At 69.2% G+C, this 13,539-nt stretch carries 11 protein-coding genes and 1 pseudogene; 2 read left to right on the plus strand and 10 right to left on the minus strand.

The window, feature by feature from the left end:
- The first annotated feature begins 120 nt into the window (after positions 1 to 120).
- On the plus strand, positions 121 to 483 hold the full coding sequence (locus tag K8P10_RS08300; RefSeq protein WP_224778478.1) for an RNA polymerase-binding protein RbpA: 363 nt from the start codon (positions 121 to 123) through the stop codon (positions 481 to 483).
- On the opposite strand, the gene lnt is transcribed toward K8P10_RS08300, so the two are convergent.
- The 8 genes and pseudogenes from lnt to K8P10_RS08340 form a co-directional block, all read right to left on the minus strand.
- Positions 443 to 2,152, minus strand: a complete 1,710-nt coding sequence (lnt, locus tag K8P10_RS08305; protein WP_224778479.1) for an apolipoprotein N-acyltransferase — start codon at positions 2,150 to 2,152, stop codon at positions 443 to 445. The genes K8P10_RS08300 and lnt overlap by 41 nt on opposite strands.
- Complete coding sequence (locus tag K8P10_RS08310; protein ID WP_224778480.1) at positions 2,142 to 4,430, minus strand: RNA helicase; 2,289 nt, start codon at positions 4,428 to 4,430, stop codon at positions 2,142 to 2,144. The genes lnt and K8P10_RS08310 overlap by 11 nt, the downstream gene beginning before the upstream one ends.
- Positions 4,427 to 5,200 carry a twin-arginine translocase subunit TatC gene (gene tatC, locus K8P10_RS08315; protein WP_224781247.1) on the minus strand — a complete coding sequence of 258 codons (774 nt, stop codon included), beginning with the start codon at positions 5,198 to 5,200 and terminating at the stop codon, positions 4,427 to 4,429. The genes K8P10_RS08310 and tatC overlap by 4 nt, the downstream gene beginning before the upstream one ends.
- A 61-nt stretch (positions 5,201 to 5,261) precedes the next feature.
- On the minus strand, positions 5,262 to 6,215 hold the full coding sequence (locus K8P10_RS08320; protein ID WP_224778481.1) for a YafY family protein: 954 nt from the start codon (positions 6,213 to 6,215) through the stop codon (positions 5,262 to 5,264).
- Positions 6,208 to 7,227: a YafY family protein gene (locus tag K8P10_RS08325; RefSeq protein WP_224778482.1), complete on the minus strand. Its 1,020-nt coding sequence runs from the start codon at positions 7,225 to 7,227 to the stop codon at positions 6,208 to 6,210. Before K8P10_RS08325 ends, K8P10_RS08320 begins: the two co-directional genes overlap by 8 nt.
- Before the next feature lie 21 nt (positions 7,228 to 7,248).
- Entirely contained in the window at positions 7,249 to 8,199 is a 951-nt protein-coding gene (locus K8P10_RS08330; protein WP_224778483.1) for a peptidylprolyl isomerase, read from the minus strand.
- A 37-nt stretch (positions 8,200 to 8,236) separates the two neighbouring features.
- Entirely contained in the window at positions 8,237 to 9,388 is a 1,152-nt protein-coding gene (locus K8P10_RS08335; RefSeq protein ID WP_224781248.1) for a tRNA (adenine-N1)-methyltransferase, read from the minus strand.
- A 138-nt stretch (positions 9,389 to 9,526) separates the two neighbouring features.
- A pseudogene (locus tag K8P10_RS08340) lies at positions 9,527 to 10,090 on the minus strand (HAD family hydrolase); the annotation flags it as partial.
- 88 nt (positions 10,091 to 10,178) lie between these two features.
- On the opposite strand from K8P10_RS08340, the gene K8P10_RS08345 reads away from it, so the two are divergent.
- Positions 10,179 to 11,222, plus strand: coding sequence for a proteasome assembly chaperone family protein (locus tag K8P10_RS08345; protein WP_224778484.1), 1,044 nt, complete (start codon positions 10,179 to 10,181; stop codon positions 11,220 to 11,222).
- A gap of 169 nt (positions 11,223 to 11,391) precedes the next feature.
- On the opposite strand, the gene mshC is transcribed toward K8P10_RS08345, so the two are convergent.
- Positions 11,392 to 12,654 carry a cysteine--1-D-myo-inosityl 2-amino-2-deoxy-alpha-D-glucopyranoside ligase gene (mshC, locus tag K8P10_RS08350; RefSeq protein WP_224778485.1) on the minus strand — a complete coding sequence of 421 codons (1,263 nt, stop codon included), beginning with the start codon at positions 12,652 to 12,654 and terminating at the stop codon, positions 11,392 to 11,394.
- Complete coding sequence (locus K8P10_RS08355; RefSeq protein WP_224778486.1) at positions 12,651 to 13,514, minus strand: undecaprenyl-diphosphate phosphatase; 864 nt, start codon at positions 13,512 to 13,514, stop codon at positions 12,651 to 12,653. Before K8P10_RS08355 ends, mshC begins: the two co-directional genes overlap by 4 nt.
- Between the last annotated feature and the right edge of the window lie 25 nt (positions 13,515 to 13,539).

Raw genomic sequence — 13,539 nt, forward strand, 5'->3', positions numbered from 1 at the left:
ATTCCAGGAGAGATGCACCTGTGGGGTACCGGCGGGCACCGCGATGAGAGTACGCTGCACAGCAAGGCCGAGTGGTGCCGGTGCTCGTGAGAGCAGGATCCGGCGGACGGGAGGTACACGGTGGCCGAACGGACACTACGAGGAGCACGCATCGGGTCGACGAGCCTGCAGGGCGACGAGGGCATCGAGCTCTCCCCCCGCGTGCGCGTCGAATACCTGACGGACAAGGGCACGAGATTCGGGGTCATGTTCGACGCCGACGCCGAGCCGCCTGCCGAGTGGGTCGACCAGCGAACCGGAGAACTCGGTTTTCTGGACGACGAGGCAGGCAGAGCCGCGCGCGCCGAGTTCGAGGGCAAGGAATCGTCTCAGCGCACCCACTGGGACATGCTCATCGAGCGGCGGAGTCGCGAAGAGCTGGAGGAGCTCCTGCAGGAGCGGCTCACGCTCCTGAGGTCCCGGCGCGGCGAGAAGTCGAAGTAGAACCGCCGCCCCGGAACTTGCGCGCCACCCCTGAGGCGAGGGCGAGCTTGAGAGGCGCGACGCCGAGCGCGACCCACATGCTCGCCACCCCGACGCCGAACAGCATGGCGGGCGTCGTGCCGCTCCGCAGCGGTACGTCCGCGACCATCCAGTCTGCCGTGTAGGGCGTGAGCCGGTCGAGGTCGCGCCCGTCCGGCGCGACGATCGCGCTGGTTCCGACCGTCGACACGTTGACGAGGCCTCGGCCCATCTCGATCGCCCGGAGTCGGGCGATCTGCAGCTGCTGCGCGCTCTCGTCCGTCCGGCCGAAATCGGCGTTGTTCGTCGGTGCGAAGATGATCTCGGCCCCGGTCGACTGCATCGCTCGGGCGTGCTCGTCGAAGATGATGTCGAAGCAGATCGCCATACCTGCGCGAACGACGCCGGCCGGGGTGTCGATGTCCACCGATGCCGGGAGCTCCCCCGCCTGGTACTCGAGCTGCACCAGATCCACCAGTTCGGGCGCGAGCGCGTGGAAGAACGGACGGTTGGGCATGTACTCGGCGAACGGGACGGGGCGGCGCTTGTCGTACCGCACGCCCGTGTCCCCCTCGGCGTCCCAGACCACTGCGCTGTTCGTGTATGTCTCCTCCGGAGCGCTGCCCGACCCGTCATCCGCGCTCCGCGCCGAGCGATCGCGCAGCACCGAGCCGGCGACGATCGGGGCGTCGGCGCGACTCGAGAGCTGCGCAACCCGTGCCGAGTTCAGCACGTGCCCTGGCAGGTCGAACTCACCGCTGTTCTCCGGCCACACGATGACATCGACGCTGTCCCCGCGCTCGTCCAGCTCGTCCAGCATCCGCCTGGTGGTGTCGAGATGCGCGCGGAGAACGTCGCCCGACTCACGGTCGTCGAAGATGCCGGCTTTCGCGTTACCCTGCACTGCAGCGACCGTCAGGGTCCGCTCGTCGGCGCCGTCCGGTGCTCCGAGCAGGGGTGCTGGAGGCACGAGACCGAGCAGGACGAGTCCGACGAGCGACACGCCCCCGGCGGGAACAAGTCCGCTCCGAATCGCGCGCGGCGACGCGAAGCTCCGCCACGACGGCGCGCCAGCAGCGAATGCCACCGCGACCGGTACCGCGCAGAGCAGCACCAGCAGACCCGAGAGCCCTGCCGTGCCCGTCCATGAGACCGACTGGGCGAGCGGACTCTCCGCCTGCGTCTGCGCAAGACGGCCCCACGCGAAGCCGCCGTACGGCCAGGAGGACTGCAACTGCTCGCGGGTTACCCACAACCCGGCGACGGTGCAGGCCTGCGTGAGTGCGATCCACCGCGCCCGCAGAGCCCGCGCACGCAGCACTCGGGCGAGGAACCGGGTTGCCAGGGCGGCGCAGCACCCGAAGAGTGCGAACCAGAGGATCATGACGGTGCCGAGCGCCAGCCAGGGCACGGGTCCCAGGTAGAGCGTCAGCCACGAGATGTGCGGCAGCCAGAAGGCGGCTCCGGCGACGGCGCCGAGCAGTGCGCCGAAACTGGAACGCTGCTGCCAGAGGGCCGCGAGCACCAGTGGCACGGCGATGAACGCCACCGGCCACCAGGCAAGCCCGGGCGTCGCAACGTCGAGGAGGAACCCGCCGAGGGCCGCGGAGCCAAGCGCCGCCCACCAGGGCAGCCTCCGGTCAACTCCCACTGGAGGCTTCCACGATGCCGCGCAGAACGAGCCGCTTCGCGTCGCGCGCCAGCTTCGCGAGCGCACGCAGACGGTCGACGTCGAGTTCCGCCGCGGCACCGGCCTCACTCGCCTGGGCGAGCTGGTCCAGCAGATCGATCGTCTGCTTGGTCCAGCGCACGAAGTCGCCCGCGCTCGCCCAGCTGATCTCGAGCACGCGCTCGAGCGTGCTCCCGGTCGCCCACGCGTGCATCGCCAGCGCGAGACCGGGGTGCGGAGGTTCCGTCTGTGGCAGGCGATGCGATTCCGCCAGATCGTCGGTCTCCACCCAGACGTCAAGCGTCGCGTCGAAGACGCGCGGGAACGCGCCACCTGGCAGCCGCGGATCGCCGTCGTCATCGCGACGCGGCTCGTAGGTGAGCGCGCAGCAGAGCGCCGCCAGGCCGGCCGCGTCGATCCCCGCCCAGACATCGCGCCTGACGCACTCGGCGATCAGCAGATCCCGATCACCGTAGATCCGTCTCAGTACCGTGCCCCACGGCTGCACCGTCACGCGGGCGCGCTCCCCCGAACCCTGCACCGCGAGATAGTCGAGTTCGGTGAGCTCGTCGACGACGTGCTCGAAGGTGCGCGCGACGGTGCCGGTGCGCGAGGCGATCTGCCGGCGACGCCGCTCGATGCGTCGTTTGAGTTTCCGAGTGCGGTCCTCCCAGCGTTTCCTGTCGGCACCGTGCGCGCGCTCGACCGCGGCCTCGTACCCGGCGAGGGACTCCTGCTCCGCACGCAGTTCATGCGCCTCGTCCACCACCGCTCGATCCGCTTGGAACTGGGCGAACGACAGCTCCAGCGTCTCGCGGGCCGTTGCGAGATCCATGCGCTCCAGCAGGTTCACCGCCATGTTCGCCGTCGGGCGGAAGCTCGACCGCACGGGGAACGAGCGGGTCGACGCCAGCTGAGCGAGCGCCTCGAGGTCGACCGCATCGCTCCAGACGACGACGGCGTGGCCTTCAGGGTCGATCCCGCGCCGGCCGGCACGACCCGTGAGCTGGGTGAACTCCCCCGAGCTCAGCGGCACGCGCTGCTCGCCGTTGAACTTGTCGAGCCGCTCGATGACGACGGCCTTCGCTGGCATGTTGATGCCGAGCGCGAGTGTCTCGGTGGCGAACACGAGCTTGATCAGCCGCCGCTGGAAAAGGTGCTCGACCACCGTCTTGAAGACGGGGAGCATTCCCGCGTGATGCGCGGCGACGCCGTGCTCGAGGCCGGCGACCCACTCGCTCACGCCGAGGACTCGCAGATCCTCGTCCCGCATCCCCGCGAGCTCGCGGTCCACGACGGCGCGGATCTCGCGCCGCTCCTCCTGCGTTGTCAGCCTGACGCCGGAGAAGAGGCACTGGCGTACCGCCTGGTCGCATCCGTTCCGGCTGAAGACGAAGACGATGGCGGGGAGCAGCCCCGTCTCCTCGAGGCCACGAGCGATATCGGCACGGGATATGCGCGGGGCTCGTCGTCGCTGCGGAGGCCCACCTCGGCTGCGACCGCCCCGACCGCGATTCGCCCGACCGCCGCGCCGATCATCGCCCCGGTCGCCCGACCCACGACCCCCGGCACCGCCGTCGAGCCTGCGCAGCTCGGGATTGATGCGGCCGTGCACCGCGAGATCTCCCTCGCCGTCGACGATGAGCGGCAGCAGCGCTTTCGCGGTCAGCACATGCTGATAGAGCGGCACCGGCCGATGCTCTGCGAGGATCACGTCGGTGTCGCCCCGCACGGTGTGCATCCAGTCGCCGAACTCCTCGGCATTCGAGACGGTGGCGGAGAGCGCGACGATGCGCACGTGCTCTGGCAGGTGGAGGATGATCTCCTCCCACACGGCGCCGCGGAACTTGTCGCCGAGAAAGTGCACCTCGTCCAGCACGACGAAGGCGAGATCCGCCAGCGCCTCGGAATCGGCGTAGATCATGTTGCGGAGCACCTCGGTCGTCATCACCACGACCGGCGCATCCCCGCGGACGTTCACATCGCCGGTGAGGAGTCCCACCTCATCTTCCCCGTACTCGTCGCAGAGCTCGTGGAACTTCTGATTCGACAGCGCCTTGATCGGCGTCGTGTAGAACACGCGCGCATCGCGCTCGCGCCGCGCGAGCATGACCGCGAACTCGGCGACGACGGTCTTGCCGGAACCGGTCGGCGCCGCGACGAGCACACTGCGACCATCTTCGAGCTGGCGGCAGGCGGTCCGCTGGAACTCGTCGAGCGGAAACTCCAGCCGCGACTCGAAGTACTCGAGCGCCGTCACTCCGCGACCTCGCGGGAGTCCTCGATGCCGTACTCTTCCAGTTCGGTCCGTCTGCGGCGATCCACGACCCGGTCGTGCAGAATTGCGATGAGCGCCGCCGCGAAGTAGAGCAGGACCATCGGGGACGCGAGCAGGAACATGCTCATGAGATCGGCTGCGGGGGTCGCGATGCCTGCGAAGAGAATAATCGCGAGGATCGCGCCGCGCCAACTCTTCAGGATGCTCCTGCCCCTGAGCACACCGAGGAAGTTGAGGGCGACGAGCAGCACCGGCATGACAAACCCGGCACCCACGGCGAGCAGCAGCTTGACGGAGAAGTCGAGATAGCTGCGAGCCGTGAGAAAGAACGCGTCTTCCTCTGGCTGGAAGCTCGCGAGCAGTCGCACGATATTCGGGATGACGAGCCACCCGGCGTACGCTCCCAGGAGGAAGAGCGGCACCGCCGATCCGACGAAGCCGATCGCGTACCACTTCTCACGTTTGGTGAGACCGGGAACAAGGAACGCCCAGATCTGGTAGAGCCACACGGGACTTGCGATGATGATCGCGATGAACAGCGAGATCTGCACCTTGGTGTCGAAGCCGCTCGTCACATCGCCGTAGGCGATCGTCGCCTGGCGGCCGATTGCGTCGATGTCGAGAACAGGCTGCCGCAGCACGTCCCACACCCAGTCCGAGAGGAACCAGCCGGCGACGAGTCCCAGGGCGATCGCGATCGCGGAGATGATGAGCCGATTGCGAAACTCCACGAGGTGCTCCGCCAACGTCATCCTGGCGCCCGTGCGGCGGGATCGGCGGGTTCTCCAAGACACGGCCACAGTGTATCCCAGCTCAGTCCCCGTAGACCGAGAGCGCGCGCTCGGCCCAGACTCGCACGGCATCGCGTGCCGCGACCGGCGACTCGATCTCGATGTCGCCGGGCACCGCCTGCACCAGGGTCACGGCGGCGTTGGGATGGCCGAGACGGAGCCGGATCCTGACCCTGCCGTCGCCGGCCTGCTCGACGATCTCGGGGAAGGCGTCGCGCAACCGCGGGATCGCCGTCTCGCGGACCACCGCGACGACCGTCACTCCCCCGCGCTCCGCGACTCGATCGCGACGCGCAGCGGGTGCCTGGTGTCTCACCGGTTCCTCGCGCACCCGAATGGCGGACATCCGATCGACGCGGAAGAGCCGCTCGTCCTCTCGCGTCAGGCAGTATCCGCGCAGGTACCAGGCACCACCGTTCTGAGTGAGAGACCACGGATCGACGGTGCGCTCGGTGACGCTGCCGGCCGCATCCCGGTACGCGAAGTCGACCGAGTGTCCCGCATCGATCGCCGTCACGAGTTCGGGCAGGCGCGGATCCTGCGGTTCAGCCGTGACCGAGAGCGGGGAGGCTGACCCGGCCGTCGCTCCCAGCTTCGCGGCGGCGCTCATCGCGATCTCGGCGTCCGGTTCCGGGAGCATACTCGTGAGCGCGTGCAGTCCCGCCAGGAGCGCGGCCGTCTCTACCGAGGAGAAGCGCGGAGCATCGTCCACCGCCACGGCCTGGACGAGCGACACCGTGTCGTCGCGCTCGAGCGCATCCCAGTCGATGTCGAAGAGATCCTCGTGCTGGTAGCGGAGCGTTTCTCCTGGCACCCCGGCGGTCCCCAGGAACCGCACGAGGTCGCGGAGCATCTTCGGGTCGGCGTCGAACGCCGCAGACAGCTCGGTGATCGTGGTGGGGCCGTGCTCCTGCAGGTACGGCACGAGCGACAGGAGCAGGACGACGCGGTCGGGGGTGGGCAGCCGCTCAGCCATGCGCGGAACCTCCGGCCTCGAGGGTCTCGCTGTGCGCCTCGGCGATCCGACGCAGGCGACCGACGACGGCGCGGCGCAGCTCGGGCGGGTCCAGCACAGCGACCTCATCGCCGTAGGACACCAGTTCGTCGGCCAGTGCGTACTCGAAGTAGTCGAGCGTGCCGAGCGTCAGCGTCCGACCGTCGACGGCACGCGCTCGAGGCGTCAGACGCGCCTCGGCGACCGACCCTTCGCGGACCACGACCGTCGCGAGCTGCCGGGATTCCCGCTCGAGCAGGTCTGCCACCACCGACTCGGCGGAGACGAGCCAATCCTCGGAAAAGCGCTCGGCGGTGACGACGACGTCACCCACGATGCGCGAGAGCAGGAACACCCGGTCGGCGGCACGGTCGAGGTCGCGCCCGATCAGGTGCCACCTCCCGTCCGCCCGATGCAGGCGCAGGGGTGCGACGCGGCGAGTCAGCGAACGCTCCCGCGACGGCAGTCGATAGTCGAAGCGGACCACGCGGAACTCCTCGATCGCCCGCCAGAGCACCTGAGCCGCAGGGTCAGGTGGCCCGATGCGCGGGGCGACACCGAGGTGCCGCACGTCCACGTCGGCGCCGATCGCCTCCAGTTTCATGGCGGCCCGCCGCGACTCGGCGGTCAGACTCCCCTCGGCCCACGCGAGCGCGGCCATGCGGAGCAGGGTGAGTTCGCGCGGCGTGAACCGCAGCCCCTGCGGAACCTGCAGCAGCTCTTTACTGATCCGGTAGCGAGCGAGCTGGGTGTTTCCGGGTTCCTGGGGCGAATCGATGGTCTCGACGGGCACGCCGAGCGCTCGGAGCTGATCCTTATCGCGCTCGAACTGCCGGTCGAGGGCGGCGTCTGGCTTCGACGCATCGAATCGGTCGGCGTAGCCGTACACGCTCGAGAGCAGACCGCGCTTGGTCACGCCCTCCGGGCTCGCGACCAGCGCCAGCACGAGACTGAAGATCCGCTGCTCCGCCGGGATCCTGCGGCGCTGCGTCATCGGCACCCCCGAGTGTTCGAACTATCCGACGCTGACGATGTCCACGACGACGACGCGGGCGTTCTCGCCACCCTCGACGATCACCACCTGCGAGCCCACAGTGTGACCCGTGAGTTCGGCGCGATACGTCGCACCGCTCGCGGCGATGTCGTCCTCGGTGCCGATCGGCTTCGGCCCGCCCTGACCAGCCATCGTGTCCCAGCTGTTGTTCTGCGGATCGACGGTGCCGTCCCAGCCGACGGCGAGAACCTGTGCGATGACCGCGTCGTCAGCCTCGACCTCCGGGCCGTCGCCGACGATCCGGTCCGCAGCCCGGCTGCCGTCGGGTGCCGGCCGCGGGGGCAGCACGACGCCGGGGCGCCCGGTGTCGTCGGTCACGACGGCGGGGAACCCTGACGGCAGATTCTTCGCCTTGCCCGAAGCGACCAGTTCGTCGACGTTCACGACGTCGATCACTCCGACGATCGAGTCCCCCTCGCCGATGCCGCCCTGGCCGGCGAGCAGCACGCTGTCCTCGGCGTCGAATGCCGCGACGACACGATCGCCCGCGACGGCGCAGCGCAGCGACTCCGCCAGCGGGTTGTCCATCTCCGGGTCGATCAGCACGAAGCTCGCGCCGCGGTCCGCGTCCCAGGACGGGCTCGCCATGAGCTCTTCGCCGCTACCGCTGTCGTAGAGGGCAAGGTTCACGGCGACCAGGGTGTCGTCGCCCGCCACCCGAGCGTCGTCGCGGTCGTCCTCGGAGGTGTCCGAGACGATCGACCGCTGGGACTGCTCGACGACGACGCCCTCGGGGATCACGACCTCCGGCGCCTGGCCGGCTCCACCGGTCACCTCGGTGCTGCTGCTCATCGCGCCAGGGCCGAATGCCGCATCGCAGTCGTCGGCGGCCGCACCGCTCGCACTGCACCCGGTCACGCCGGCGAGGAGGAGAACGGCCGCGGAGACGGCGGGAACGGTACGACGGCGCATGGAAACCTCTCGCAGTGGTGTGCTGACCTCAGACATCCTAACGGACCTCGTCTGAGCCCTCGGAGTTCGCGGTCTCAGAGGTCGCGGCGTCGTCGTGAGTCGCCGCGCGCACCACGGTTCCGGCAGACGGATCATCGCCTGCCTGGCCCTCGCCCGATCCTCCGTCGCGACGCTGATCCGCGAGCCGCTTGGCGTCCCTGACCTTCTTCCGGAGCACCTTGTCGCTCTTCCCGCGCTCGCCCACGACGCTCGGAGTCCAGATGCTTCCATCGCCGTCGACCAGGTCGGGCGTCCAGGCCTCGAGATCGGCATCGTCGAACTCACTCTTCGAGGCTCGGCGCTTGAGCTGCGGCACCGCCGTCTGCGGTGCGAGGCGCCGCGCGGTGATGAGAAACCCGGTGTGCGCGACCATGCGGTGGTCGGGCCGCACGGCGAGACCTTCGACGTGCCACCCGCGCACCATCGTCTCCGACGACTGAGGATGGGTGAATTTGTCCGAGCGCCGCAGTTCTTCAGCGACGCGGGACAGCTGCGTCACCGTTGCGACGTAGCAGATCACGACCCCGCCAGGAGCGAGCGCGTCGGCGGCGACATCGATGCACTCCCACGGCGCCAGCATGTCGAGCACAACACGGTCGATCGAACCGTCGGGGCACGCAGCGGGAAGCGACTCCTGGAGATCCCCCACCGTGACCGTCCAGTTCTCCGGTTCAGTCCCCGCGAACGCGACGGCGTTCGCGCGGGCGATCTCCGCGAACTCCTCTCGCCGTTCGAAGGAGAACAGGGCGCCCTGCGGGCCGATCGCGCGCAGCAGGTGGAGGGAGAGCGCGCCTGAGCCGACACCGGCCTCCACGACCCTGGCGCCCGGGAAGATGTCCGCGAGGGAGAGGATCTGAGCGGCGTCCTTCGGATAGACGATCGCCGCCCCGCGCGGCATCGACATCACGTAGTCGGAGAGCAGCGGGCGGAGCGCGAGATACTCGTCCCCGCTGCTGCTCCGCAGCACCGAGGCATCGGGGAGCCCCACGATGGCCGCGTGCGCGATCATGCCGCGGTGACTGTGGAACTCGCCGCCGCGCACGAGCGTGATCGTGTTCAGACGCCCCTTCGGCCCCGTGAGCTGCACCCGATCGCCGTACTGGAACGGACCGGAGACGGCCGGCCCATCGACGTGCTGCGGAACGCTCAGCGTCCGCGGTCGCGGGGTCTCCGAACGCAGACGCGCGAACTCCGCACGGATCGTCCGCGCGTCGACACCGTCGAGCGTCGGCCACAGCGCGTGCGCATCGACGTCGTCGAGGTCGACCTCGTGCGGCACGCCAATCGCAACTGCACCGGACGCCGCCGCAGAGCGCAGGCCGGTTCGAGAGTCCTCGAGCGCCAGGCACTCCGCAATGTCGACCCCGACCGCCTCGGCGCCCCGCAGGTACGGCTCCGGGTGCGGCTTCTCGTGCGCGACCTCGTCTCCAGGCAAGATCGCCTCGAACGCCGTAAACGGGAGCAGGCCGACGACATGCTCGGCGAGGCGGCGCACCGACATCGTGACGAGCACGCAGGGAACACCGGCATCGGCGAGCGAGCGCAGCGTCTGCAGCGCGCCAGGACGCCAGGACGGGCCGCTCCGATTCAAACCGTCGATGACGGCGTCGATCCACTCGTCGATGATGGTGTCCACCTCGAGCGGCACTCCGAGCGAGCGGAACATCTCCGCCCCCGTGCGCAGACCGCAGCCGACCAGCTGCTCGCGCACGTCATCGGTGAGCGCGATGCCGTAGCGCGACAGCATCGCCGTCTCGGCCTCCAGCCACAGCGGCTCGGAATCGATGAGTGTCCCGTCCATATCCCAAAGCACTGCGCGCAGATCAGGGGTTCCGTGGCGTGGCGTCGTCATTCGCACCAGTCTACCCAGTCCTGCTCACCCAGCCCAGCAAGATACGCTAGAGGGAGCCCTCCAACCCGCCGAAGGAGCCGAACCCCACGTGACCGAGCCCGCCGACCAGCACGCACGCCGCCCCCGCATCATGATCGCAGCCTTCGAAGGCTGGAGCGACGCCGGAGCCGCGACGACGACCGTGCTGCAGCACCTCGCGGAACTCATCGACGCGGAGGTGCTGCACGCCATCGGGGCAGAGGGATACGTCGACTTCCAAGTGCACCGACCGAAGATCGTCTTCGACGAACAGGGCGACCGAGTCCTCGACTGGCCGGACACGCGGCTCTACGGCAAGGTGCAACGACCGGGAGCCGAAGCGATCGACCCGGACACGGAGACAGTGCGCCGCATCGACGGCACGCCCGTCACCGACCTCTTCCTCCTCGCCGGCGTCGAACCCGCACGCGACTGGCTCTCCTTCGCCGAGGAGATCATCGAGCTCATCGACGTCTGGGACATCGACTCCGTCATCCTGCTCGGATCCATGTTCTCCGACGCACCTCACTCGCGGCCCATCGCCATCTCGATGTCCTCTGAGGACGCCTCGCGTCGCGCCGAAACCGGTGCGGAACGCAGCACCTACGAGGGTCCGGCCGGCATCTCCACCGTCGTCGACCTGGCGCTGGCAGCCGAAGGCATCGAGTCACTGTCGCTCTGGGCCCAGGTTCCCCACTACGTGCACAGCGCCCCCTCGCCCAAGGCGACGCTCGCGATCCTCGACCGCCTCGAGGAACTCCTCGACATCGTCATTCCTCGCGGTGCCCTGCTCGACGAAGCCACCGAGTGGGAGGCGAACATCGACCGCATCGCGGCGACCGACGAAGAGATGACGCAGTACATCAAGCGCCTCGAAGAGTCCCGAGACGCCAACATGGCGGCCGAGACCACGGGAGACGCCCTCGCCCTCGAGTTCGAGAAGTTCCTCGAGCAGCCCCGTGCCGATCATCAGGAGTTCGCGGAGCCGAGCGCGGACGACGCTGCGGAGTCCGGTTCGGGCGACGACGCGGGTTCCCCGGCAGGTGGTGCTTCGGACGAACCTGGAGAGTCCGACGAGTCCGACGACCAGGGGCCGGAGACCGACGCGCGCTGAGCGCACCCTCTGACTGAGCACCAGCTCGGGCGAACCGTCAGCTCGGGATCGACGCTCCCCTCGCTCGCCACCACTGGATCGGCGAGCCAAGCGTGAGAATCGAGCCGAGCGTGAAGCAGCGGTCGGGCAGCCACCCGAAAGTGAAGCGGCGGGCAGCCGCCCGAGCGGGTCAGTCCTCCGGACGGTCGACGAGTCGCACGCCGAGCAGCGCCTCGACGGCGTCGGCGATGAGCCCCGGTCGATCCACGCCCCGGTCGAGCGCGGCATCGAGTGTCGCGAGCATCACGGGGGTGTCGAGGTCGTTGGCGAGCGCAGCCCGCAGCTGGGAGAGCACGGCAGCGGCGTTCGCCGGTTCGTCGCTCGTGCGCGCGAGACCCTCGCGCCAGGCGCGGAGGCGCCGATCCGCCATGTCGAGGTCGCTGTCCCGCCACTCCCAGTCCGAGCGGTAGTGCCTGGCGAGCAGGCCGAGCCGGATCGCGGACGGGTCGGCTCCCGAGTCGAGCAGTTTCGAGACGAAGACGAGGTTGCCGCGCGACTTCGACATCTTGAAGCCCTCGTAGCCGACGAGACCCACGTGGCAGTAGGCGTGCGCGAGCGGCACACCGGTGTCTGCGGTCGCGTGCGCCGCAGTGAACTCGTGGTGCGGGAAGACGAGATCCGCTCCCCCGCCCTGCACCGTGAACGGGCATCCGAGCGCGCGCGCCGCAATCACGGAGCACTCGACGTGCCAGCCGGGGCGACCGGCGCCGAGCACCGTCTCCCAGCTCGGCTCGTCGACCCGCGCGGCACGCCACAGGAGCGGGTCGAGGGCGTCGCGCTTTCCTGGCCGGTCGGGGTCCCCACCGCGCTCGGCGCTGAACTTGAGCATGAGTTCCCGGTCGTACGGGGCGACGTCCCCGAGCCGCCACTGGGATCGTTCGGAAGCGCCGAGGGTGTCGAAGTACAGGTCGTCCTGCTCGGCGTCCGCGGTCGGCACGGTGTAGGCGTAGCCCATCTCGCGGAGGCGTGCGACTGCCGCCGCGATCTCGGCGATCTGCTCGGTAACGGCCACGAAGTGATCCGGCGGGATCAGGCCGAGACGATGCATGTCCGAGCGGTACAGGCCGATCTGCTCGTCGGCGAGGGCTCGCCAGTCGACGCCCGTGGCGGTCGCGCGCTCGAGGAGCGGATCGTCGATGTCGGTGATGTTCTGGGCGTAGACGACATCGAGGCCCGCGTCGCGCCAGGCGCGCACGAGAATATCGAAGGTCAGGTAGGTGAATGCGTGCCCGAGGTGGGTGGCATCGTACGGGGTGATGCCGCACACGTACAGCGACGCGCGGCCCTCATTCGTGCCCGGCGTCTCCTGTCGTCCCGTCGCGGTGTTGAAGAGTCGGGGGGCGGTGCCCGAGCCGGGGAGCTCGGGCAGCTGGGGCGGTGTCCAGGTTCTCACGGGGTGCCTCCGGAGGTCGCGGCGACGGCTGCGCCGTCGTGGGGGCTGAGCACGCCGGTGCTCAGCAGGACGATGATGGTGATGCCGAGGAGCACGCGGTAGACCACGAACGGCATGAAGCTCCGCTTGGAGATGTAGCGCAGGAAGAGGCCGATGACGACGAGCGCGACGACGAACGCGACGACGGTGGCGACGGCGGTCTGCAGAGCCGGGGTCGCTGTGGGGTCGCCGATCGACGAGACGAGCTTGTATCCGCCTGAACCGAGCACGGCGGGAATCGCGAGCAGGAAGGAGTAGCGCGCAGCGGCCTCTCGGGTGTATCCCATCAGGAGGCCGGCGGTGATGGTGCCGCCCGATCGCGACACGCCGGGGATCAGAGCGGCCGCCTGCGCGAAACCGTAGATGAGGCCGTGCTTCCAGGTGAGCTGCTCGATGGGCCGCACTTTGCGGCCCACGCGATCGGCGACGCCGAGCAGGATGCCGAACCCGATGAGGGCGAACGCGACGAACCACAGAGACCGCAGGGTCGAGTCGATCGCGTCCTCGAAGAGGAGACCGAGCACGACGATCGGGAGCGTACCGAGGATGATCCACCAGCCCATGAGCGCGTCCGGATCCCGGCGCGGCACGGCACCCGTCAGCGAACGGAACCACCGCCCGATGATCCGGACGATGTCTCGCCAGAAGTAGACGATGACGGCTGCCTCGGTGCCGATCTGCGTGATCGCGGTGAACGCGGCTCCCGCGTCTCCGATTCCGAGCAGCTCGCTCGAGATGCGCAGGTGCGCGCTCGACGAGATCGGCAGGAACTCGGTGAGTCCCTGCACGATCCCGAGGATGATGGCCTCGAGAATCCCCATGTTGCCTTTCCTCTGCAGCCCCGTT

The sequence above is a fragment of the Leucobacter sp. Psy1 genome, assembly GCF_020096995.1.
Classification (GTDB): domain Bacteria; phylum Actinomycetota; class Actinomycetes; order Actinomycetales; family Microbacteriaceae; genus Leucobacter.